The following is a 21266-nucleotide window of genomic DNA, read 5'->3' on the forward strand; positions in this document are numbered from 1 at the left end:
TAAAGCGATAATATTTCAATAAGATATGAGGATGGCTCACATCACTATGAGTAATAATATTTCATTTTCTGCGATACATACTTTTACTGTTATCGCGAAAGAACTGAGTTTTACAAGAGCTGCTGAAATACTGCATATAACTCCAAGTGCAGTAAGTCACCAAATGAAACTATTAGAAAGCCAAATGGCAGTCACCTTATTCTATCGTCAGTCAAAGGGCGTGAGATTAACCTTAGCAGGAGAAACACTAAAACAACATGCTACATCTGGTGTGAGAAATATTCAGCATGGCATTATTCAAAGCCAATTTTCTAGTAAAAAAGAAAGACTCTTTATTGCTGTGATACCCTCTCTTTGCCAATTATGGCTTATGCCTCGCTTACATGAGTTTATTAATAATTATCCGCATATTGAACTGGAGTTAATCGCTTTAGACCAATTAGCTGATTTTAACTCGGAACAATATGATGGGCATATTCATTTTGGAGCAGGTGATTACCCAGGTTGTGAAGCTAAATTATTATGTAATGAGACGGTTTATCCTGTTTGTCATCCAGACTTAGTGAGAGGCATTGATAATACTCAACTGTCGACGTTATTAAAAGAGCATCAACTGCTCATTTATAAAGCGGGGATTGAAGATGAGCCCGGTGGCGTTTCTTGGGGAGATTGGTTTAAATATTTTGATATTGAGAAACCCAAAGAATTAAATCAAATGTGGTTTAGCCATGTTTATATGGCATTAACAACAGCTAAATTTAAACAAGGTATTGCGCTGGCGTGGCATTTATTGGCCAAAGATGACATTGCATCTGGCCAATTATGTAAACTCAACGATGATACGTTAAGTACGGCTTACAATTATTATCTCGTTGCTCCGAATCGTTCATGGAAAAACGCATCATTTATGCTTTTTTCAGATTGGCTATCAGAGAAAATATGTGATTAGAAATAACGTTTATATTTAACCTCTCGCTCAGATATTCAACTAAAGGTATAGTTTATTAACTCAGGTCAATATCTGAATTAGTCGTTTTATTTTGTGTAGATATGGGTTTAGCTGTTTCACGACTACAGATTAAATAACCAGTGACATTATTGAGCATATCTTATTAATACGCGCGCTGTCATATCAATTCACTTGGATTGTGGCTTTAATACCTACATAAATATAAAACGCAGAAGTATTAACTAGCTGTTGTGTGTCCTACAACTTCTTGCTGCAGCTCATCAATTTTATGTAATAACAAATCAATTTCCTCAAGCGGTAGTGTGATAGTTTGATATTGTAAGTCTCGCGCTTGCACTATTGTTTGTTGTAGTTCTTTAATTAAATTGTCCGCAAGCAGCAATTGTGTATTATATTGATTCCACGACATTGCTGTCACTCCTATTTTTAAGATTTCTCATTATTTTATTGTTTCTGGTTAATTTCGCCGCTTTTGAATCAGTAATGAATACCTCTGAATTTAGATAATTATCAACGTTTTGTTCCATTGTTGTTACAGACCTCATATTTTTTGTGTATAACGCAATAGTTAAGGTAATTACATTTATCAAGGCCCATAATGCATTTATCTAAAAGTATTGCGATGATTAAATATAAAGGCGCAATAAATGATATTGATAGGCACCTTTTTATTACATTGACTAAATATACCCCGTGCATTTCCATGTAGCATGGGTATATATTTATACTCTTGTTTTGTGTGTTAATTATGTGCGTTGTATGAAGTTGAGGATTATTGATCCGTTAATCAGCTAACATATAGCGACCTTTAAGCTATTTTTGATACTGTTTTTCGCATCAGCATGGGGCGTGAGATTAGTCTATACCCAAGTCACTTCAAGATGTGAGGTTCAGGACTGCTGAGCAATTCATGATCTAGGCGCATCTTTGCATTAATGGTTACTCCCTTAAAAAAAGATGGACCGGCAATATGCTCCTGCATTGCTCTAGTACCTACATCCATGCAGGCAACAACGAGCATGATTTGCTCAGAAGTCCCTGTAAGGTTGGTTTATAAATGCTTTATGCAGCGTTATTGATTTTGAAAAGGGAATAACCATGTTCTTCAATCAATGCCTTGCCTAAAGCATTTCTAATTCCAACTGAATCCTGCATCTTGAAGTGGTTTGGGTATATATGAAACTTCAAACAAATGTTCATCATACTCTTGTTTAAAATACTTATAAAATTGAAGCAAAAATTATAGGCTCGCTTAATTTCCTTCCACGATTGAGAACCATTAAAGATATAGAAAATTCAAAAGTACTATTTTATGGTTTTAGTGAAAATGAACACCTCGCTGAAATTATAGAGATCGTGATAAAAAATAGACACTTAGAAATAAATAGTTTAACTGTTTATTCAATTTATTTTAGGAGAGGTATCGCTAATAAATTTATACAAGAAACATAGATTTTTTCAATTCAAAAGGTGGAGTCCATCTCATGGAATTAAAAAAGTTGCTATGTAGATTAAATGTGATTTTTAATTGTAGGAGTTTTATCTGGAAATATGATTGTATTCCACTATATGAATGCACAAATCTATACTTCAGCGATGTCAGAAGAACTAGATAAAGCGGGTCTAAGTCACACTATTAATATTGATAAAAGCCTGAGGAATTTGGTTAGTTTGGTGATGAGTCAGTTAGTTGTTAAAGTGGCTAACGAGTCTACACCGCTTGAAAAGGCTACATATAAACTGTTTGACGGTGATATATTGATAGGAAGTTTCGAAGCTCCACAATCCATTGTAAAACGTATTATTCGTTTACAGCATTAATCTAAGCTCCTTCGGGAGCTTTTTTATTGCCTGGTACTCAATAGTCGTTTCCTATCACCCTAGTAAATTAAGCGCTTGTAGCGCATTGTATTATTTTCATGCTACCATATAGGAAACCTAAGTTTACTATATAAATTTATGAGTGATGATTTAGCATATAAATGGGTATGGAATATACCCGAAATGCGAACTGTAAAACAACCTGAAGTCCTCAGTCCTGAAGAATTCTTGGACTTGATTGAGCGTCTTGATAATGAAAACGTTGATGCGCTGATTGCATTACGCAACCAATGTATGATGCTCATGACTTATTTTTCTTGTTTCAGAGCTGTTGAAGTAAGTCAATGGAAGGTCAAAGAATGTCTCTCGCGCACTGGAACGATCTGCCAAATGACAAAACTACGCAAGGAAGCTACTAAAGGCAAATATCCGATAATAGCACCCGTGGTTGTGATCGAACAAAGAGAAATGCTAAATAAATGGCTTGAGGCCAGAGTAAAATATAATATTTGCACGGATAAGTCAGGGTCAAAAGATTACATGGGCTTAGATCCTGATAGCAATGTTTTTCTTAGTAACTGGCGTGGAACTTGGCAAAATTTTTCTCTAACTCGCAAGATTAGTAAGGGGAAAGAGTATTTAGTTGCTACTGCCGTACAGAACTTACTAACCAAGCTTTATAAAGATTATGGATTTCCTAGAACCAGTAGCCACGGTGGGCGGCACAGTTTTTCAAGATTTGCACAAAAGCTACTTGAGAAGAAAAACAATCCCGATGCAGAACGTATATTACAGAACTTATTACATCATCGTTCATCAGAATCAAAGCGTGACTATACAGATGTAAATTTTAATCATATTAGAGAGTGCGCTAAAAAAATAATGCCAAGACCTAAAAAACGAGGTCGCAAGCCTAACAAAACTTAATTGATTGGTACTAGTTCGTGTGACACTCCGTTACTTAAACTGACACTAACAATTAAGGAGAATAAAAAAATAATGAAGAAATTTAAGTTTATAAATAACCAGTCCAAGAAAGAGTTTTTAGCTTTACCAGATAAAATCCAAAAACGCTTTGCCAATGATTTGAATGCTATATGCCAAAACAAAGAGCCGTTTAGTAAATTTAAGCACTTAAAAGAGAGTGTAGGTATTGGCGCTGTTGAGCTGATAGAAAACGGCAGGCCAGCGTATAGAACAATCTATGTCGCTAAATTTGCTGACACTGTATTCATATTGCACTCGTTTACTAAGACAACAAATGGCGTTGATAAGCAAGCTATGGACACTGCCAAGAAGCGCTACAAACTTATGCAAAAAGAAACCAAAAAATAATTATATCAACACTTGTATATATATCAGAGTTGATATATTATGTTTATAAGTTAATCAATAAGGTTTATAAATATGACTCTTGAATATAACAATATCTTTGAAGCAATCACAGAGGATAACGCGGAAGCGTCAGACCTTCAAACTCGCTCTGATTTGATGATTGCTATACGTGACATTATTAAATCAAATAAATGGTCACAGGCGATTGCTGCGGAGCAAATGGGGCTAACTCAGCCGCGTGTCAGTGACTTAGTAAATGGTCGCATTGAAAAATTCAGCATCGATAAGCTAATGAATTGCTTATACCGCATAGGCTTTCGCTTTAAACCTTCCTTTGCTAATAACCAATTAACTATGGCGGTTGAATCCGTCCAAGCCCAATAGGAAAATTGGAATAACTGAATTAAGGAACAAACATGGCCGATAATACCGAATTTTGCGATCAGATAGGTGCTGCATTAGCCGAGCTTGGAACCAGTGAAGTTTTATCGTGCATGGCAAGAACGATGGCTGTTATTGCGCAAAAACAAGGTTCAGATATAGAGTTCAATTGTGATTTGGCTGTTGTCTCTGTTGAGCGTAAGCTCATTAAATTAAACGGATAGGAAAAAATAATGTCGTTAACTAAAAGATTATTAAATGCAAAATATGCACTATCACTATCACTATCATTATTTGGATTTTTTTCAGCTTACTTATTGAACAAAAATATTGATTGGTTTTATTCATTATCAATCATATATCAAGGCGTTATTGTTACATTATTGGTAGTAATTGGATTTGCTTTAATTTGGAAAGATAGAACCCAAGAAACTTGTAAAGGAAACAAGAAACTATGAAAGAATTGGTAATGGTAAAAATTGCCTTGGCTCTATTATTTGTAGGGCTTTTAGTAATGATGAATGGGTCAATGGATTTGGCGTTTTCTCAAGGTTTTTCGGTAAGTAACGCCAATTATATTCCACCTGAGTTTTTTAAAGGTGTAGCAACTATATCTATGGGTCTAATAATCGCTGTTACAGGTATAACTGTTTATATCTTTAGTCGGTTATTCAGAACCTCAAGTAAATAACCTGGTATTGGAAAAAATCATGGTAGATAACTTTATTCGAGCAATAAATAGATTTTGGGATAACGTGGGTTCTGTTATGCGAAATCATAATCAAAATGAAATGATTTTCTTTAGTACCATACATTTCATAAGAAAAAGTATAGAAGCTCAAGAAACCAACTGGCGTTTTACCGCTAGTGCTATATCTACTATTCGGGGATTAGATAAGTGGGGTTTTCAAAGCTATTTATTTAAGAATAATAAGCATCCTAGCATTCGTATTTACGTAGAGTATTTAATGTCAAATACTTCGCATTTTTCAGGTGTTGATAATGGTACTTCAGATGATCCAGTTAATTACGATTGTTTCAAAGTCAAAAAACTAATTAGACTAATGGATAATTTAATAGATGAAACACCAGGTGCGATAAAAGAAAATGTTCAAGAGTTTATCAAACTACTAGAAATCTCAGAGCAAAAAATAAAGGAAGTACCATTTAGAGCTTAATGAACGAAACAAAAACATAAGGGAAAATTTCATGTTTTTTGAAAAAACTATTAGTAAGATTTTAAAAAGAAATCAGATTCGGGCTAACGAAGACTTAATTGAGCAGCTAAGAAGTGTTTATTACTTATATAGGGTGGGTAATCAACACTCATTAGTAAATATTGACTTAATTAAAGAAGCTTTATCACTATTTCAATCTCTTAATTCTCATTTGGATGTATTAAAAGACAACTATGAATTCAGCCGTCGGCTTATCGAACAAGGACCGGTAGAGGGGAGTACAGGAGAAATTATACGCCCTATAGAAGAGCTTATATTTAATACCTTGAAATGGTTAAATGAACAAGAAAAGCTTAATGCTAGCCAAGCTGAAAATATATTACATAATTTATATTACATTATAGAACTTCACTCATTTGATAAAAGTGCTGAACCAATTTTTCAACAGGTTGAAAATTTTTGTCAAAAAGTTACAAGCCAGGGAATTCTAAAAGCGGCTAATTTTAAATAGTTAAATATAGGAAACCATAGGTTTGTAATATCTAAGTTGGGCATATACAGTAAGCCGAAATGGGAAATCACTAAGCTAATCAAACTGTAATTAGCTTAGATGCGTAGTACTTTTAGCTTTCTCTTATAATGTAATCGAATGCTGAAAGTGATGCTTTTGCGCCTTCACCCATGGCAATGACAATTTGTTTATATGGTACAGTTGAAACATCGCCAGCGGCAAATATACCTGGTTCTGTTGTATGACACTTTTCGTCAATAATCACTTCACCATGTTTAGTTCGCTCAACAACACCGTTTAAAAACTCACTGTTTGGTATTAAACCTATTTGTACAAATATACCTGCTAGTTCTTGTCGTTTAAGCTCACCTGTTATTCTATCTTCATAATCAATCGCTGCGACTTTACCCTTTACTGCTACCACTTCTTTTGTGGCAGCATTTTTTATAATCGTAATTTTTTCGTGCGCCATGGCTTTTTCTACCAGCACTTTATCGGCTTTTAGCTCAGGTAAAAATTCCAATACAGTCACATGGTTTACCATACCCGCTAAATCAAGTGCGGCTTCTATTCCTGAGTTACCACCACCGACAACTGCTACATCTTTACCTTTAAAAAATGGACCATCACAGTGAGGGCAGTAAGCGACACCTGACCCTATGTTTTCTCTCTCACCTGGTACTCCTAGCTCACGCCATTTTGCACCTGTGGCAACAATCACTGTTTTAGTTTCTATTATTTCTCCGCTTGAAAGGTGAAGTTTTTTTGGTGCATTTGTAATATCGACATCTTTTTCAATTTTATCTACACGTAAAAATTCTTTAATCGTAATATCATAATCATTTAAGTGTGCTTGCATATTACCTGTTAGTTCAGTGCCTGTCGTTTTTGGTACAGAGATCAGGTTTTCAATGCCAACGGTATCTTTTACTTGGCCACCAATACGATCGGCAATCATAGTAACATTTAAACCTTTTCGTGCAGCATAAATTGCAGCCGCAACACCAGCAGGGCCGGCGCCTATCACTGTGACGTCTTGAAGTGGTAGTTGTTCTGTTTTTTTACTTTCTAGGATATAAGGAAAGCGTTTGGTCAGCTTATCAATTAACTGAGCAGTATCTATTTTACCATTTGCAAATAATTCACCGTTTAAATAAACGCTAGGCACACCTTGAATATTACGTTCATCGATTAACTCTTTAAATAAGCCGCCATCTATCATTTCACTGCTGATGGTATTATTTAGTAATGCAAACTGATTGAGTGATTGCACAACATCAGGGCAGTTATGACAGCTTAAGGATATAAATACTTCAAAATGCAATTTATCAGAAATATTTTTAACCATATTTGTTAGGGTTTTATCTAGTTTTAGCTCTGTGCCAGACGATTGTAAAATGGCTAAAATAAGCGAATTAAATTCGTGTCCACTGGGGATACCTGAAAAATGAATACCATTATTCTTACCTTCAACTTCTAAATAAAAGGTTATTGGACTACGTAAATTATCATCACGTTCTACTAATGATAAGTTATCTGAAACAGACGTTATCTGTGATAAAAAATCTTTTAATTCTTGTCGTTTAGTGTGTTCACCAGTTTGTAAAACTAGTGACACCTTGTTAGTCATATTTTGGGTATAACTTTTTAATGCGTTTAAAATATCGTTACTTAACATAGGGGCAACCTTATAACTGAATTCAGTGTTTTAACTTATAAATACAGTGAATTTAACTAGTGAATTTGATTAAAAAATTAAGGCGGAAGTTTTAAGTTATTCCGCCATTTTATTTAGCTGTTGTTAGATTTTGCCAACTAAATCTAGGCTAGGCGTTAATGTTGCTTCGCCTTGTTCCCAAGCTGCAGGGCATACTTCACCGTCATTATCACGAACATATTGCGCAGCTTTTACATTACGAACCATGTCTTTTGCACTTCTGCCAATGCCACCAGCATGAATATGAGCAACTTGAATTACGCCATCAGGATCTGCTAAGAATGTACCGCGATGTGCCATATGGTCTTCTTCAATCATCACATCAAAACCGCGAGTAATATGTCCTGTTTGGTCGCCAATCATAGGAAATTTAATTTTACCAATGGCATCTGACGAGTCATGCCATGCTTTATGTGAAAAGTGGGTATCTGTTGATACTGCATAAACTTCAACACCTAATTCTTGTAACGTTTGATATTGATTTGCCATATCTTCTAACTCTGTTGGACATACAAATGTGAAATCAGCTGGGTAGAATAAAAAGATGGACCACTTACCTTTCACGCTATCAGTTGTTACTTCAACAAATTCGCCATTGTGAAATGCTTGAGCTTTAAATTCTGGGATAGTTTTGCCTATTTGAGCCATGGGGTGTTCCTCTTTATTTAAATGTAAAATTTTTTTCGTTTTTTAAAAAGCATGTTTGCTTTCGATGGATGTATACTAGATTTAATGAAGAAATTAATAAATTTGATTAAACTGATATTAATATTCTAAAAAACTGAACGACTAATTAATCGTAATGCTGAATGAATAAATATGAACTAGAATTAATTCTCGCTGATTTACTAAACTGTCACTACAAATTTGAGGTTAAGGCATATGTCAAATAAAAAATTAACAACCGAGGTGGGCTGCCCTGTGGCAGATAATCAAAATGTTATGACAGCAGGGAAGCGAGGGCCACAGCTTTTACAAGATGTATGGTTTTTAGAAAAATTGGCACATTTTGATCGTGAAGTGATACCTGAAAGGCGTATGCACGCTAAAGGTTCAGGTGCATTTGGTAAATTTACTGTTACTCACGATATTACAAAATATACCCGCGCCAAAATTTTTTCAGAAGTAGGAAAAGAAACAGAGTTATTCACTCGTTTTACTACGGTTGCAGGTGAAAGAGGAGCAGCAGATGCTGAGCGAGATATTCGTGGTTTTGCTGTTAAGTTTTATACAGAAGAAGGTAATTGGGATTTGGTTGGTAATAACACTCCAGTGTTTTTTTTAAGAGATCCTTTGAAATTTCCTGATTTGAATCATGCGGTAAAACGAGACCCTAAAACGAATATGCGCAGTGCTACTAATAATTGGGATTTTTGGACCTCTTTACCTGAGGCCTTGCATCAGATCACGATTGTTATGAGCGATCGGGGTATTCCTGCAACTTATCGTCACATGCATGGTTTTGGCAGTCATACTTTTAGTTTTATCAATGCTGATAACAAACGGTTTTGGGTTAAATTTCACTTGAAATCTCAGCAAGGGGTTAAAAACTTAACGGATGCAGAGGCTGAAATAATTGTAGGTAAAGACAGAGAAAGCCATCAAAAAGATTTATTTGAAGCGATAGAAAATAATGACTATCCAAAGTGGGCATTAAAAATTCAAATTATGTCTGAAGCCGATGCAAATAAAGTAAGTTACAACCCCTTTGATTTAACTAAAATATGGCCACATAAAGATTACCCTTTAATTGATGTGGGTGTAATGGAGTTAAACCGTAATCCAGAGAACTTCTTTGCAGATGTTGAGCAGTCGGCCTTTAATCCCGCAAGTGTGGTACCCGGTATTAGCTTTTCACCAGATAAAATGCTCCAAGGACGATTATTTTCATATGGCGATGCACAGCGTTATCGTTTAGGTGTCAATCATAATCATATTCCTGTAAATGCGCCGCGATGTCCGGTTAATAGTTACCATAGAGATGGACAAATGAGAACTGATGGCAATCAAGGAGCCAAAATCGGTTATGAGCCTAATAATAAAGGGCAGTGGGTAGAGCAGCCTGACTTTTCTGAGCCACCATTAGATTTACAAGGTTATGCGGATCATTGGGATCATAGAGAAGATGATGATTATTTTTCTCAAGCAGGTGATTTGTTTAGACTAATGACCCCAAAGCAACAACAAGCGCTATTTGATAATACGGCTGGTTCAATGGCAAGTGTATCAGATGAAATAAAGCTAAGGCATATTAAACATTGTACAGCGGCTGATGCGAATTATGGTGCAGGAATAAGCGCTGCGCTAAATTTATAAAATTACTGAAAAAATCAGAAGCGAGTTTGCTCAATGTTTTATACTCGCTTTTGATTTAATTTAGTCTAAAGTAATTTACTGTTGGTTTTTATTAGAGCTGTCCTGTTAGCGTGATTGAAAATCTAGGGGCGCGTTCATTTTTTCTTTGCTCTTGTCTTAAAAAATCACTTTGCGTAAACAGCTCGGTATGGCGAGTTTTATTTACTGTGTATTTATCATGAAGTAAATTATCCCCTTTAAGTCTCACTTTAAGGTTTTTAGTTACTTGATAATCAATAAAAGCATTTGCAGACATTTTTGTATCTACATTGCCTTGATAATCATAATAATAAAATTCATAGTGGCTTTTATCTTCTAAAGTTAAGCTCAACGAAAGCCCAGGTAGAATCTCATTTTGGTTTATTTTTATATTCCATTCATTTTGACTCACTCTTTCAATTGGTGACTTTTCTCCAGTGAAAGGATGGATCACTTCGCTGTCTCGCCACGTATAATTGGCACTAATTAAAGTATTATTGAATCCGATAGCTTCTAAACCAAAGTGAGTATCTAATTTAACGCCATATTCTTTAGCACTATCAATATTGCCATTTCCAGAGCGTTTAGTTAACAGTACTTCGTTAATTAAATCGCTGATTTTATGGTAATAAGGCGTTAATGTAAGACTGCCATTGGTTTGTTGCCATTGTTTTTCTAAACCCACTGAATATTTATCTCGTACTTCCGGTTTTAAATCTGGGTTTGTTTCTTCTAGCCTATTTTCATAGCTATCAAACCAAGGCACAAAACTTTTAAGATCAAGTTGGCTAACAGTACGTTGGTAATTAAAACGCATTTGATAAATATCATTTAAATCATATCTTATATTTAAACGTGGTTTGAGATAAGAAAATGTACGAGAGACATCATTTTGTGCATTTTGTAATGTATCAGTTATTAATGATAAATCTGTTTTTACATCTATCGTGGAGCGTTCATAAATTAATGATGATTGCAGGTTTAGTGTTGAAGAAATTGCAAAATTATAATTACTAAAAGCTTCATAGCGTGTTTCTTTAATATCATTGAGTTCAGTAGAGTGATAAGGTGAATTTGATTGACTGATAAACTGTAATTTTTCATCAAGTTGATTTATTGCTCCTTCGATACCAGAATCAAAAGTATGTTGAGGAGTTAATTTATATCGCCAGTTTGTACGCAATACATTTTCTTTTGAAGTATATTTTCGAGGCAACTGATAGTCAGGTTGAAGTACATCACCATTTAGAGAGGCGCTATGCCAAATTTTATCGTCAGAGTCTAATTTATTGCTAATAAACAGTAGCTTTAATTGATTGTCATCATTGACTGCATAGGTAATATCTCCGCTGATCTCCCATTTATTTCTGGCCCAATCATAAAGTAGCGCTTTATTTTCTTGAGAGTTAGTTATTAGGTATTCACTATCATTAATGATAGTTGCATCAACATAAATCTTCTCGTAAAGGGCATTGAGTTGCATAGCGGTTTTATCAGAATATATACCCAAGCCACTTCAAGATGTGAGGTTCAGGACTGCTGAGCAATTCATGATCTAGGCGCATCTTTGCATTAATGGTTACTCCCTTAAAAAAAGATGGACCGGCAATATGCTCCTGCATTGCTCTAGTACCTACATCCATGCAGGCAACAACGAGCATGATTTGCTCAGAAGTCCCTGTAAGGTTGGTTTATAAATACTTTATGCAGCGTTATTGATTTTGAAAAGGGAATAACCATGTTCTTCAATCAATGCCTTGCCTAAAGCATTTCTAATTCCAACTGAATCCTGCATCTTGAAGTGGTTTGGGTATAAATATTCTAACTTGGTTGATAACTGGATTTCTTTGTATAAGTTCTCACGTATACGCGTATTGGTTTGTGTATGAGTTTGCTCTGGGGAAATAAATTGTTCAGATGAACTGAGCTCAGTTGGATTAACAGTGTGACTTAAGCCATTATTTTGTACATCTAAGTCAGATCTGGCACCACGAATAAGTTCAATATAATCAATATCTTTAGCCTGAATATTGTCAAGTTCGTTGGCGATATTATTTTCTTTACCCGACATGCGTTTACTGTTAATTAAAATTTGATCACCGACAGAGCCAAATCCTCGATTTTGTGACGTATTGTTCATTGAGTTTAATAAACGGTTAGCGCCCGGTGTTTTTTCTAAAATGTCGTATAAGGTTTGCGGCTCAAACGCCATGAAAAAACTAGTATCATATTTATCGATATTTGAAGTATTAGTCGTGGATTCACTGGCACAGCTAGCATTTGAAAATCCGAGTAAAAGGGGACCTGTGCCTAGTAAAAAACAAGATAAAATAGCTTTACGTATCGTCGCGTATTTAAAAAAACGATATAGTTTCGTCTTAATGTGCAAAGGATTTGAAAAATTATATGCGTATAAAACCAACACTTTTAATCGTTGAAGACGAACCTAGTATTTTACGAGGCTTAACTGACCTTTTTATATTTCATGGTTTTGATGTAGAAAGCGAAATGGATGGCCAAAAAGGCTTAAACCGTGCTTTAAAGGGTCAATTTAGTTGTATTATTTTGGATGTGATGTTGCCCTCAGTGAACGGTTTTGAAATTTATAATGCCATAAGGCTGCAATCTCAAGTGCAACCAATTTTAATGTTAACCGCAAAAAATACAGAAGAAGATATTATTAACGGCCTTACTTTAGGTGCTGATGACTATTTGGCAAAACCTTTTTCTACTTCTGAACTAATCTTAAGAGTAACCGCTTTGATCAGGCGTTCAGGTTTATCTGGCAATGATTATAAACTCACAATTAACGATGATGTCAGTATATGTACACAAAAGTTAATAGGCACTTCTTATAACAAAGAAATGCGTTATACTCGTCGTGAAGTAACTATTTTAACTTATTTAAATCAGCAAAAAAAACCTGTGTCTCGTGATGAATTACTCAGAAAAGTGTGGGGGTATAAATCGACGGAACAGATAGATACACGAACGGTAGATATTCATATCGCTAAAATTCGTAAAAAAATTGAGATTGTCCCTAAATTTCCTGAACATTTAGTTACACTGAGAGGTGAAGGGTATCAACTATTTTGCTGTCAGTCGTAATATGAAGCAATTATTTTCAGACAAGCGTTTATTAAATTATCAGCAGCGTGTTAATCGATTACGATGCTTTACGTTTATTTTTTTTATAAAGGCTTTAATCAATTTGAAAAAGATCTTTTATTAGAGTACCAAAGAAAAGCAGAAAAAGTCACTGCTCAATTAAATTTAAAGCTTTTTAAGCGTTCAGTATTTGACAATGCGATGAGCACTCTCACATTTGATTATTACCAACATATTTATAATCCACTTAATAAACAAGTAACACGTGTAAAGTCTCCTCTTTCAACTCCTGAATATAATGAGCGTTTTACTGGTCTAATTGGCTATTTTCAAATAGATCAACAAGGTGAATTTAATAGCCCTGTATGGCCTGAAACTATTAATAATACTGTAAAATTAACAAGTGATGATGATGAAACAGCACAAAAACGTAAAAACCTCGCTATAAAGTTATATCAGATCACATCAAAATCTAAAGAATTAAAAACACTGATTGATGATAAATTATCGGCTGACAGTAAAACCTTTGCTTTAATATCCGATGTACCCGAATACCTTATTTTTTATCGCATTATACAAGTTAACAAAACCAAAAAACTGCAAGGTTATTTTGTTGATATTAAAAGATACTTAAATAGTAGAATTAAGCGCATTATAAAAATAGTCCAATTTGACACTGCCATTGCAATCAAAATACAACCGAATAATACACTTTCTGATAGTACTTTTTTTATTTATGAAACCAATGCTCAAGAGCAGGCTGAAATAACTCAAACTAAGCAATTAGACGCTCAATTAAATCAACTTATTATAGGTAGCCTAGATTTAAGGTGGCCTTTTAAAGGTTATAAACTTACTTATTCAACTTCAAAATTAGAACTTACAACATCGGCAATTTATAGCTTAAGTTTAATGTTATTTTTAATGGCTGGCATTATATTGGGCTGTTATGGTTTTTATAGAACCGGGGTTAAACAGCTAAAATTAGCAGAGCAAAGGCTAAACTTTGTGTCTTCAGTAAGCCATGAGCTAAAAACACCTTTGACGTCCATTCGCATGTATTCAGAAATGCTAAAATCTGGCATGGTGCCTTCTGAAGAATACAAAGCAGAATATTACGAATTTATACACAGTGAAAGTGAGCGTTTATCTCGCTTAATAGACAATATATTGCAGCTTTCAAAATTAAGTCAGCCTCAACATAGTGTCGATCCGAAATATACAAAACTTAGTATTTTAACGGATATCATTCGCTCTAAAGTATCTTCATTATTAATTAAAAGTGACTTCCAGTTAAATATATCTAACGATTTTGAACAACCGGATCGGGTAATGCTATTAGTTGATATTGATGCGTTTTCACAAGTTGTGATCAATATAACGGATAACGCGATCAAGTTTTTTGATAACGAGGTAATCCAGGATGAAAGTCGAAAAAAATAGATTTTATTTTTAATATTGATCCAAATAATAAAGATAAAATACTGATGGAAATTCGTGATTATGGCAATGGTATTACTGCAGAGCAACAAAATAAAATATTTGAATTGTTCTATCGGGGAGGCTGTGAGCTAACTCGCTCAACACAAGGTACAGGCATAGGCTTAGCCTTAGTATACGAACTGGTATTAGCGCAACAAGGCACAATTGAAGTACAGCGAATGACTCCTGGTTTAGCAATGAAAATGTATTTTAAATGTAAGCAGGTATAAAATTATAGTGGTTTTTAAAATGGTTTTATAGTTAAGAGACTGCGCGCTGTAATATATAAAATACTGTCACCTGGAATACTACTAACCCCCTAATATCAACTTTTTCATATCCAGGCTTTTCTGGTAATGGCCATTCAAAAATATCTGCTTTGATAATATTTTTTAAGAGTAGATCATCTTGTTTATTCTGGAGAATATCACCTTTATTATCTTCTAAAGGTTTGTTTAGTTTAACAGTGACTCCAGTGTCTTTTTGCTCCTTATTAAAATCCATATTAAGATAATTTTGAAATTTCTCAGCTAAAAATAATTCACTGCATGCCGCTTTATTATTAATTACAGCATGTAAATCTATCCGTTCCATATTCATAAAATGATCAAACATACTCGAATTCATAGTATCTTGATCTTTGAAGTATTGATTAAAAATATGCTATGAAACAACATTTAGACTAGCTAAAAAATCAAAATTACCCGTTTTATGGTTTAGAGTATTTTCTTCTTCAGAAACTTCAACGCTAATATGGCTAAATAAATTGCTCTCATCAATAAAAGTCACAAGTGATTAGGCTGGATTTTCAATGATAGTTTTTCTTGAAGATCAAAGAACTTATTTGTTGTATCTTGGGATATTTCGAACATAACGGTAACCATATCTTCAGTACTGCTGACATTAAATTTTTCTTTAGTTTTACTCTCCCATGTTTCTATTGCATCAAGGAATAACTGAGAGTTTAATTTGCCTTGCAAAGTGAAATTATTTGCTAAATCTCAAATTGAGACAATGCATTATCGCCATCATTAGTTTTATTTTTCAAAGTTTGTAATAAATTGACCATTTAAAATCCGCCCGTAGGGAATTTATCAGGTAAATAATCACTACGTTACATCAGTTTGAAATGCAATAAGCATTCCTAAAATGATGTGCCTTGTGTTAACTCACCTGATAAATTCTGAAACAAGCATTATCAAGTGGCTTGGGTATATTACAACTTTCAAAATTAAGTCAGCCCCAACATAGTGTCGATCCGCAATATACAAAACTCAGTATTTTAACGGATCTTATTCGCTCAAAAGTATTGTTTATATTGGTTAAAAGCATTCTTACAACATGTTACTCAATGGATAAAAAATGAATAGACTAAATATGTAGCTTAGTTGTATTTATCAAATTTAAAACACATTATATTCTGTGGCGTCTTGTTTCTTAATTACTTTATGGCCATCTTCGGAAACTCCTTTTTTCCAATAACTACTAATGTAGATATTTTCGTGTGCTACTTGTTTTTCATTACGAAAGTAGTTGCGTAATTGACGCATTGAATCAAACTCACATGCTGTCCACACTGATACTGTACTAGTTAACCATGTGAGTGACTTTACTGTGTCAACAAGTGATTTTTTTTCAGTAATCCATATAACCTTGAAGTTGCTCGGTGCTGCTATTAATTGTATATCATTAGTTTCAATAATTTTTATAATGGCATAACCTTCGGCATCATGTGGCAGTTTTTTAATTTTTGCAGAAAGGGCTGGCAGCGCGGTCATATCGGCAACCATTAAGAACCAATCAGTATGCGTATTCATCTCTTTTATTGTACCTGGCCCAACAATATTAATAGTGTCACCTTTTTTAGCATTCATAGCCCAACGAGCAGCAAAACCACATTGTAAATCTTGAGTAATATGGCGTACAAAGTCGATTTCAATAGTGTGATCTATAGGCGAAAAACGTCGAATGGTATAAGTGCGCATGATAGTTTTCTCACCTTCAGTCATCGTACTTAAATCAGTTTCTCCAATGGGGTTGAATAGTAGTTTTATATAATTACCTTCGCATTCATGTGAAAAGTCAGCTAGTGTATTTCCTTGTAAGGTTATACGTTGCATGTTTGCAGTAATTTTATTTGTACTTAATACTGTTAGTTGCTTGAGTGATAGTTTATTCATTATCTACTTAATAATAATTCTCTTTTGCATTTAGGTTAGCATCACTTTTCACAGCTGGGTAGTATTTAAAATCAAATTTATATTTTCAGTTATGAATTCTAGAGGTAATACTGACCTTTAGAGCTCATAACCTTCGAATTACTCATTTAAAATTATCATCTCTTTTTTTATGTTTAAGGGGATAGAGTAAGTTGTTTGTTTTTAAAAGCGATAAGCTGACCAGTAGGGCTTCTAAGACTTCATTAAACTTTGGTTTATTTTATGTTGCATATATATCACATGAAAAATTGAAGTAATAAAGGGATTTAACCAAAGTCTATCGCCTTTATTGGCGCCTGTTATGGTATTTATACGATTACGAACCATGGTGATCCAAGAGATATCTAAAATACTAGAAATGATATGGATACCTAAGTGGTTTTTGAATATAAATGACTCATCTAGATTAACTAAACCATAAATTAAGCTAACAAAAGAAAAAGTGGAAAATAAAATAGTAACAGCAATAAAGCTATTTGGTATTGTTAGTTCGGTATTTTGGTTAATTTTTTTAGAGAAATAATAAAGTTTATATATCAAGTAACAACCAAGAGTCAGTATGCAAAGCATAAGCGTTTTCACTATTGAGTCTTGTTGAAATACATGTGTTTTTTTTATCATCTTTTATTAATCGCTTTGATATCTGTGTCATTACAATAAAATCTACCAATAATTAATTATTATCGTTCAAGCGTTTGGAATAACGCGTTTCTCTTTTTAATTCGTTTTAAAAATAGCGCAGCTAGATCATCATGAGTATTTTTATATTGCGACGAAGCATTCTTTATTATTTTGTTCTAAAAGTATTCATCTTTTAAATTTGTAATGTGCAAAACTTGCTCTAATTGGCTTGATAAAATATCTTTCGTACCTATTTTCATTTTTATTGAAGTGTAGCACTAGCATATTTTAATTAAAGATACAGGCACTAATAGGCACAATCTATGAATAGAAGAAATACAATTAAATATTTTTTTAAAAAAATATATTTAAACATAAGTTTATCGATATTAGCATGCATATTTTCTAGTAATGTATATGCTAATACCGATGAAATAAACGTGATTGAATTATCACCTTTAACTAAAGGTGATCTTGTTTATACTTATGATGAAATGCTTAATTTCGATATTAAGAATTACCTTAATGAAAATGCTCCCCATTTAAGTCAATATGCTGAAATAATTTCACATCATGCGGGTCGAACTTCAATTAGCCCTCAATTAATAATATCTTTAATTGAGTTCAAAACACAGCTGATTTCAAGCTTTGAACCTGATATATATATTGATAAACCTTTTGGTTTACTTTCTAATAAAGTTGGTTTTTCACAGCAAGTAGAAGATATTACTACAAAATTAAATGTACTTTTATTTGGTAGTCAAGCTAGCCTAAACAGGCATCAAGAAATCAGCGATGCACATGCAAAAATTGCAATGCAAAGTTTATTATCGTTGTCGCCTGAATCGTTAGGTGGGCAAACTATAATTGAAATTAAAAATTTGCTGTTTTTAACATATGATCATTTATATTCAATTATGCCTGATGCGCCTGTTAGTGATAGTGCGAATGGGGATGCATCTAACTTACCACCTGTAGATTTATTACAGTTTCCATTCCCAGTTGGTGAATCTTGGCATGTAGGTGGTACGCATAGCTCTGAATCCGCGATTGATTATAGTAATGGTGGTGGCTGGGGCTCTGATGTTACACATTTATGGGTTTCAGCGTCAGCACCTGGTATAGTTATTGTTCATTCATCGTGCTCTGTTGAAGTGATCCATGAAGGAGGTTGGTCAACGAGTTATTATCATGTCGATAATATAAAAAATCAAAATCATGAGCGTGTTGAGCGTAATCAAGCAATAGCTAATTATGCTAATAATTCAGCACAAGCCTTATGTCAAGGAGGTTGGTCTGGTGGTCCACATACGCATGTTACCTTGAAAAAGAATGGTTCGCCGTTTAGCTTGAATGGTGTGACACTCTCTGGTTATAAAATACATGCAGGTAATAGTGATTACGATACAAACTGTAATAATTATTGGCTAGAAAAGAATAGTCAAAAATTTTGCTCTGCTTGGTTTACCAACCCAGGAGTGGGTTCCGTTGAGCCTATAGAAGTTGTGCCTTTAATCAATAATCAAATTTTAAATAATTTAACAGCTAATAAAAGTGAATCAAGACTGTTTACAGTCACTTTACCCGAAAATGCCAGTAACTTAAGTGTCAAATTAGCGGGTGGTAGTGGTGACGTTGATTTATACCTGAGAAAGGCAGTACAACCCACAGAAAAACTATATGATTGTCGTTCATATAATGATAAAAATGCAGAAAGTTGTTTAATCGAAATGCCAATCTCAGGCACTTGGTATATTCTAATGCAAGCATATAAAGCTTATAGTGGCGTTTCTATGCAGCTAAGTTATATTGAAAAAGAGAATGAACAAGTAGTAGTACCACTAAGTAAAGCACAAGTTATATCAAATTTATCTGCAAGTAAGTATGAAGCTAAAAATTTCAAAATAGAGATTCCAGCAAGAGCGACTAACTTTACAGTGAATACCGCTGGTGGTACTGGTGATGTCGACATTTATTTAGCAAAAAATAGTATTGCAACAAACAGTGTAAAAACTTCGTATTGTAGCTATGGCTCAGGTAATCAAGAGCAATGTTTTATATCAATGCCAAGCCAAGGCGATTGGTATATTTTACTGAGTGCTTACGATCATTATGAAAATGTGACATTGCAGGCTTCATATGCACCTTACAATGACACGACTACTAATGTACTTAGTAATAATGAAATAAAAAGTGCTATCTCAGCATCTACTACAGAACGATTATATTATACAATTGATGTACCTGTTGATGCTAAAAAGCTGGTAATTAATACATTTGGTGGTTCAGGTGATGCGGATTTATATATTAAACACGCTAATAGTCCAACAAGTTCAAATTATATATGTCGGTCAAATAGTGATGGTAATACAGAAACTTGTTCTGTAGATAATCCAAGTAAAGGTACTTGGTACATAATGTTAAAAGCTTACAGTCGCTTTGAGAGTTTAAATCTTCAAGGTGGTTATACGTTATCGACAAATAATCCAGGTGGATCACTTATCAAAAATAATATCTCAATCCCAGTTGGCAGGTGGCAGTACTATGCTGTTAATATTCCGGAAGGTATACGTTATTTGACCATATTAACATCTGGTGGCACTGGTAATGCTGATCTTTACCTAAGACAAGGTAGTAAACCGACTTATACCCAAAATATTTGTCGTGCTAATACGAATAATAATACTGAAGAGTGTAAAATAACGGCACCTGCTGCTGGTGTTTGGTATATCGGTATATTTGCTTATGGTGGCAGTGCATTAGGAGTAAATTTAAATGCAATTTGGGAGTAATAAAGTTAAATAATTGTTGACTCGATTGCATGAAGCAATTGAGTCCAAATTTATTGCCTTGTATGGCAATAAATTTGACTGTAAGTCTTTAAAAATCGCTACGATGGTCTTTATTCATACTCCTGGAAACTTGGATGCCATTCTGCCCTGGAATGCAAGACAGAGCGTGCGCTCTATATTAGCAAACCGTGCGATGATTCCGTAATTATGAGATCATTTAATATCTACAGTTGTATATTCAATTTTTATATTTTGCTCGCTAAAAGCGAGCAGACTTAGTTATTTTGATGCGGATAACCGCATCAGTCTGGGGGTATTTTGCACGGCTACACGCATGATGGGTGGTTTGGGTATATATCACTGGAATTGAGCCGTCATATCCATTCGCGCAACCACTTATACCAAAACCAACAGTTTTCCAGCAGAATAAGCTGCTAATGCAGCAGAATAAGCTGCTAATGCAGCTGAATATAAAGCTTTTAACTCTGGATCTTGGTCCCACGGTATTATTTCATTATTATTTGCGGCGACTGACGCCATCACAACCTCCTTTATCCGAAATTGCTGGTGTGTAAGTGAGAGTTATTGATTTGCATATATATACCCAAGCCACTTCAAGATGTGAGGTTCAGGACTGCTGAGCAATTCATGATCTAGGCGCATCTTTGCATTAATGGTTACTCCCTTAAAAAAAGATGGAACAACGAGCATGATTTGCTCAGATGTCCCTGTAAGGTTGATTTATAAATACTTTATGCAGCGTTATTGATTTTGAAAAGGGAATAACCATGTTCTTC

At 34.3% G+C, this 21266-nt stretch carries 28 protein-coding genes; 15 read left to right on the forward strand and 13 right to left on the reverse strand.

The genetic code is table 11. The features are described 5' to 3' along the window. The first annotated feature begins 46 nt into the window (after positions 1-46). Positions 47-949, forward strand: a complete 903-nt coding sequence (locus tag CJF42_RS06100) for a LysR family transcriptional regulator (RefSeq protein ID WP_212668781.1) — start codon at positions 47-49, stop codon at positions 947-949. 238 nt (positions 950-1187) lie between these two features. Here the strand turns inward: CJF42_RS06100 and CJF42_RS06105 are convergent, their stop codons facing one another. Together CJF42_RS06105 and CJF42_RS27270 are read right to left on the reverse strand one after the other, a co-directional pair. Then, positions 1188-1379: a hypothetical protein gene (locus CJF42_RS06105; protein WP_095365830.1), complete on the reverse strand. Its 192-nt coding sequence runs from the start codon at positions 1377-1379 to the stop codon at positions 1188-1190. 462 nt (positions 1380-1841) lie between these two features. Then, on the reverse strand, positions 1842-1991 hold the full coding sequence (locus CJF42_RS27270; protein WP_170940486.1) for a hypothetical protein: 150 nt from the start codon (positions 1989-1991) through the stop codon (positions 1842-1844). A gap of 530 nt (positions 1992-2521) precedes the next feature. On the opposite strand from CJF42_RS27270, the gene CJF42_RS06120 reads away from it, so the two are divergent. The 9 genes from CJF42_RS06120 to CJF42_RS06160 all read left to right on the forward strand — a co-directional run bounded on the left by CJF42_RS06120 (position 2522) and on the right by CJF42_RS06160 (position 6196). Further along, positions 2522-2791, forward strand: coding sequence for a hypothetical protein (locus tag CJF42_RS06120; RefSeq protein ID WP_141235493.1), 270 nt, complete (start codon positions 2522-2524; stop codon positions 2789-2791). Positions 2792-2929: 138 nt separating this feature from the next. Further along, a complete protein-coding gene (locus CJF42_RS06125) occupies positions 2930-3718 on the forward strand; it encodes a tyrosine-type recombinase/integrase (RefSeq protein ID WP_095365832.1) in 789 nt (262 codons plus the stop codon). Between the two features lie 72 nt (positions 3719-3790). Beyond that, the gene (locus CJF42_RS06130) at positions 3791-4126 is read left to right on the forward strand and encodes a type II toxin-antitoxin system RelE/ParE family toxin (protein WP_095365833.1); all 336 of its coding nucleotides are present in this window, start codon (positions 3791-3793) and stop codon (positions 4124-4126) included. Between the two features lie 72 nt (positions 4127-4198). Continuing rightward, on the forward strand, positions 4199-4510 hold the full coding sequence (locus CJF42_RS06135) for a helix-turn-helix domain-containing protein (protein WP_095365834.1): 312 nt from the start codon (positions 4199-4201) through the stop codon (positions 4508-4510). A 32-nt stretch (positions 4511-4542) separates the two neighbouring features. Beyond that, positions 4543-4731, forward strand: a complete 189-nt coding sequence (locus tag CJF42_RS06140; RefSeq protein WP_095365835.1) for a hypothetical protein — start codon at positions 4543-4545, stop codon at positions 4729-4731. Between the two features lie 9 nt (positions 4732-4740). Continuing rightward, on the forward strand, positions 4741-4965 hold the full coding sequence (locus tag CJF42_RS06145; protein WP_095365836.1) for a hypothetical protein: 225 nt from the start codon (positions 4741-4743) through the stop codon (positions 4963-4965). After that, on the forward strand, positions 4962-5198 hold the full coding sequence (locus CJF42_RS06150) for a hypothetical protein (RefSeq protein ID WP_095365837.1): 237 nt from the start codon (positions 4962-4964) through the stop codon (positions 5196-5198). Before CJF42_RS06145 ends, CJF42_RS06150 begins: the two co-directional genes overlap by 4 nt. Before the next feature lie 19 nt (positions 5199-5217). Further along, positions 5218-5685, forward strand: coding sequence for a hypothetical protein (locus tag CJF42_RS06155; protein ID WP_095365838.1), 468 nt, complete (start codon positions 5218-5220; stop codon positions 5683-5685). A gap of 31 nt (positions 5686-5716) precedes the next feature. Further along, on the forward strand, positions 5717-6196 hold the full coding sequence (locus tag CJF42_RS06160; protein ID WP_095365839.1) for a hypothetical protein: 480 nt from the start codon (positions 5717-5719) through the stop codon (positions 6194-6196). 112 nt (positions 6197-6308) lie between these two features. Here the strand turns inward: CJF42_RS06160 and ahpF are convergent, their stop codons facing one another. Together ahpF and ahpC are read right to left on the reverse strand one after the other, a co-directional pair. Beyond that, complete coding sequence (gene ahpF, locus CJF42_RS06165; protein ID WP_095365840.1) at positions 6309-7874, reverse strand: alkyl hydroperoxide reductase subunit F; 1566 nt, start codon at positions 7872-7874, stop codon at positions 6309-6311. Positions 7875-7997: 123 nt separating this feature from the next. After that, the gene (gene ahpC, locus CJF42_RS06170; RefSeq protein ID WP_095365841.1) at positions 7998-8561 is read right to left on the reverse strand and encodes an alkyl hydroperoxide reductase subunit C; all 564 of its coding nucleotides are present in this window, start codon (positions 8559-8561) and stop codon (positions 7998-8000) included. A gap of 234 nt (positions 8562-8795) precedes the next feature. Here ahpC and CJF42_RS06175 point away from each other — a divergent pair, with 234 nt between their 5' ends. Continuing rightward, entirely contained in the window at positions 8796-10229 is a 1434-nt protein-coding gene (locus tag CJF42_RS06175) for a catalase (RefSeq protein ID WP_095365842.1), read from the forward strand. A gap of 91 nt (positions 10230-10320) precedes the next feature. On the opposite strand, the gene CJF42_RS06180 is transcribed toward CJF42_RS06175, so the two are convergent. From CJF42_RS06180 to CJF42_RS06185, 3 genes are read right to left on the reverse strand one after another with little or no spacing between them, the layout of a single operon-like run. After that, a complete protein-coding gene (locus CJF42_RS06180) occupies positions 10321-11757 on the reverse strand; it encodes a TonB-dependent receptor plug domain-containing protein (RefSeq protein WP_095365843.1) in 1437 nt (478 codons plus the stop codon). Further along, the gene (locus CJF42_RS27275; protein ID WP_170940500.1) at positions 11741-11908 is read right to left on the reverse strand and encodes a hypothetical protein; all 168 of its coding nucleotides are present in this window, start codon (positions 11906-11908) and stop codon (positions 11741-11743) included. Before CJF42_RS27275 ends, CJF42_RS06180 begins: the two co-directional genes overlap by 17 nt. A 41-nt stretch (positions 11909-11949) precedes the next feature. Beyond that, the gene (locus tag CJF42_RS06185; RefSeq protein ID WP_141235494.1) at positions 11950-12672 is read right to left on the reverse strand and encodes a Plug domain-containing protein; all 723 of its coding nucleotides are present in this window, start codon (positions 12670-12672) and stop codon (positions 11950-11952) included. On the opposite strand from CJF42_RS06185, the gene CJF42_RS06195 reads away from it, so the two are divergent. The 3 genes from CJF42_RS06195 (at position 12654) to CJF42_RS06205 (ending at position 15067) form a co-directional block, all read left to right on the forward strand. Beyond that, positions 12654-13355: a response regulator transcription factor gene (locus tag CJF42_RS06195; RefSeq protein ID WP_095365846.1), complete on the forward strand. Its 702-nt coding sequence runs from the start codon at positions 12654-12656 to the stop codon at positions 13353-13355. The two genes, CJF42_RS06185 and CJF42_RS06195, sit on opposite strands and share 19 nt — an antisense overlap. Positions 13356-13418: 63 nt before the next feature. After that, positions 13419-14798, forward strand: coding sequence for a sensor histidine kinase (locus CJF42_RS06200; protein ID WP_095365847.1), 1380 nt, complete (start codon positions 13419-13421; stop codon positions 14796-14798). Positions 14799-14812: 14 nt separating this feature from the next. After that, positions 14813-15067, forward strand: coding sequence for an ATP-binding protein (locus CJF42_RS06205; RefSeq protein WP_286203473.1), 255 nt, complete (start codon positions 14813-14815; stop codon positions 15065-15067). 31 nt (positions 15068-15098) lie between these two features. Here CJF42_RS06205 and CJF42_RS06210 read toward each other — a convergent pair whose 3' ends face one another. The 4 genes from CJF42_RS06210 to CJF42_RS06225 all read right to left on the reverse strand — a co-directional run bounded on the left by CJF42_RS06210 (position 15099) and on the right by CJF42_RS06225 (position 17596). Further along, the gene (locus tag CJF42_RS06210) at positions 15099-15452 is read right to left on the reverse strand and encodes a hypothetical protein (RefSeq protein WP_141235495.1); all 354 of its coding nucleotides are present in this window, start codon (positions 15450-15452) and stop codon (positions 15099-15101) included. Between the two features lie 170 nt (positions 15453-15622). Then, positions 15623-15817, reverse strand: coding sequence for a hypothetical protein (locus tag CJF42_RS06215; RefSeq protein ID WP_095365850.1), 195 nt, complete (start codon positions 15815-15817; stop codon positions 15623-15625). A 423-nt stretch (positions 15818-16240) separates the two neighbouring features. Then, the gene (locus tag CJF42_RS06220) at positions 16241-17017 is read right to left on the reverse strand and encodes a siderophore-interacting protein (RefSeq protein WP_095365851.1); all 777 of its coding nucleotides are present in this window, start codon (positions 17015-17017) and stop codon (positions 16241-16243) included. Between the two features lie 231 nt (positions 17018-17248). Next, positions 17249-17596: a hypothetical protein gene (locus CJF42_RS06225; protein WP_141235496.1), complete on the reverse strand. Its 348-nt coding sequence runs from the start codon at positions 17594-17596 to the stop codon at positions 17249-17251. Between the two features lie 404 nt (positions 17597-18000). Between CJF42_RS06225 and CJF42_RS06230 the strand changes: the two genes are divergently transcribed. Beyond that, positions 18001-20469 (forward strand): pre-peptidase C-terminal domain-containing protein, encoded by a 2469-nt coding sequence (locus CJF42_RS06230; protein ID WP_095365853.1) that lies wholly within the window; start codon positions 18001-18003, stop codon positions 20467-20469. A 396-nt stretch (positions 20470-20865) separates the two neighbouring features. Here the strand turns inward: CJF42_RS06230 and CJF42_RS27280 are convergent, their stop codons facing one another. After that, on the reverse strand, positions 20866-21009 hold the full coding sequence (locus CJF42_RS27280; RefSeq protein ID WP_170940502.1) for a hypothetical protein: 144 nt from the start codon (positions 21007-21009) through the stop codon (positions 20866-20868). A 42-nt stretch (positions 21010-21051) separates the two neighbouring features. Then, on the reverse strand, positions 21052-21180 hold the full coding sequence (locus tag CJF42_RS29015) for a hypothetical protein (RefSeq protein WP_286203470.1): 129 nt from the start codon (positions 21178-21180) through the stop codon (positions 21052-21054). Between the last annotated feature and the right edge of the window lie 86 nt (positions 21181-21266).

Origin of the sequence: Pseudoalteromonas sp. NBT06-2 (assembly GCF_002276045.1) — a bacterium.
Lineage (GTDB): Bacteria > Pseudomonadota > Gammaproteobacteria > Enterobacterales > Alteromonadaceae > Pseudoalteromonas.

Bases quoted from the DNA above. Each gene is read 5' to 3' on its own strand.
- CJF42_RS06100 (WP_212668781.1), top strand. From the start codon at position 47: ATGAGTAATAATATTTCATTTTCTGCGATACATACTTTTACTGTTATC.
- CJF42_RS06105 (WP_095365830.1), bottom strand. From the start codon at position 1,379: ATGTCGTGGAATCAATATAATACACAATTGCTGCTTGCGGACAATTTA.
- CJF42_RS27270 (WP_170940486.1), bottom strand. From the start codon at position 1,991: ATGCTCGTTGTTGCCTGCATGGATGTAGGTACTAGAGCAATGCAGGAG.
- CJF42_RS06120 (WP_141235493.1), top strand. From the start codon at position 2,522: ATGATTGTATTCCACTATATGAATGCACAAATCTATACTTCAGCGATG.
- CJF42_RS06125 (WP_095365832.1), top strand. From the start codon at position 2,930: ATGAGTGATGATTTAGCATATAAATGGGTATGGAATATACCCGAAATG.
- CJF42_RS06130 (WP_095365833.1), top strand. From the start codon at position 3,791: ATGAAGAAATTTAAGTTTATAAATAACCAGTCCAAGAAAGAGTTTTTA.
- CJF42_RS06135 (WP_095365834.1), top strand. From the start codon at position 4,199: ATGACTCTTGAATATAACAATATCTTTGAAGCAATCACAGAGGATAAC.
- CJF42_RS06140 (WP_095365835.1), top strand. From the start codon at position 4,543: ATGGCCGATAATACCGAATTTTGCGATCAGATAGGTGCTGCATTAGCC.
- CJF42_RS06145 (WP_095365836.1), top strand. From the start codon at position 4,741: ATGTCGTTAACTAAAAGATTATTAAATGCAAAATATGCACTATCACTA.
- CJF42_RS06150 (WP_095365837.1), top strand. From the start codon at position 4,962: ATGAAAGAATTGGTAATGGTAAAAATTGCCTTGGCTCTATTATTTGTA.
- CJF42_RS06155 (WP_095365838.1), top strand. From the start codon at position 5,218: ATGGTAGATAACTTTATTCGAGCAATAAATAGATTTTGGGATAACGTG.
- CJF42_RS06160 (WP_095365839.1), top strand. From the start codon at position 5,717: ATGTTTTTTGAAAAAACTATTAGTAAGATTTTAAAAAGAAATCAGATT.
- ahpF (WP_095365840.1), bottom strand. From the start codon at position 7,874: ATGTTAAGTAACGATATTTTAAACGCATTAAAAAGTTATACCCAAAAT.
- ahpC (WP_095365841.1), bottom strand. From the start codon at position 8,561: ATGGCTCAAATAGGCAAAACTATCCCAGAATTTAAAGCTCAAGCATTT.
- CJF42_RS06175 (WP_095365842.1), top strand. From the start codon at position 8,796: ATGTCAAATAAAAAATTAACAACCGAGGTGGGCTGCCCTGTGGCAGAT.
- CJF42_RS27275 (WP_170940500.1), bottom strand. From the start codon at position 11,908: ATGCTCGTTGTTGCCTGCATGGATGTAGGTACTAGAGCAATGCAGGAG.
- CJF42_RS06195 (WP_095365846.1), top strand. From the start codon at position 12,654: ATGCGTATAAAACCAACACTTTTAATCGTTGAAGACGAACCTAGTATT.
- CJF42_RS06200 (WP_095365847.1), top strand. From the start codon at position 13,419: ATGCTTTACGTTTATTTTTTTTATAAAGGCTTTAATCAATTTGAAAAA.
- CJF42_RS06210 (WP_141235495.1), bottom strand. From the start codon at position 15,452: ATGTTTGATCATTTTATGAATATGGAACGGATAGATTTACATGCTGTA.
- CJF42_RS06220 (WP_095365851.1), bottom strand. From the start codon at position 17,017: ATGAATAAACTATCACTCAAGCAACTAACAGTATTAAGTACAAATAAA.
- CJF42_RS06230 (WP_095365853.1), top strand. From the start codon at position 18,001: ATGAATAGAAGAAATACAATTAAATATTTTTTTAAAAAAATATATTTA.
- CJF42_RS27280 (WP_170940502.1), bottom strand. From the start codon at position 21,009: ATGGCGTCAGTCGCCGCAAATAATAATGAAATAATACCGTGGGACCAA.
- CJF42_RS29015 (WP_286203470.1), bottom strand. From the start codon at position 21,180: ATGCTCGTTGTTCCATCTTTTTTTAAGGGAGTAACCATTAATGCAAAG.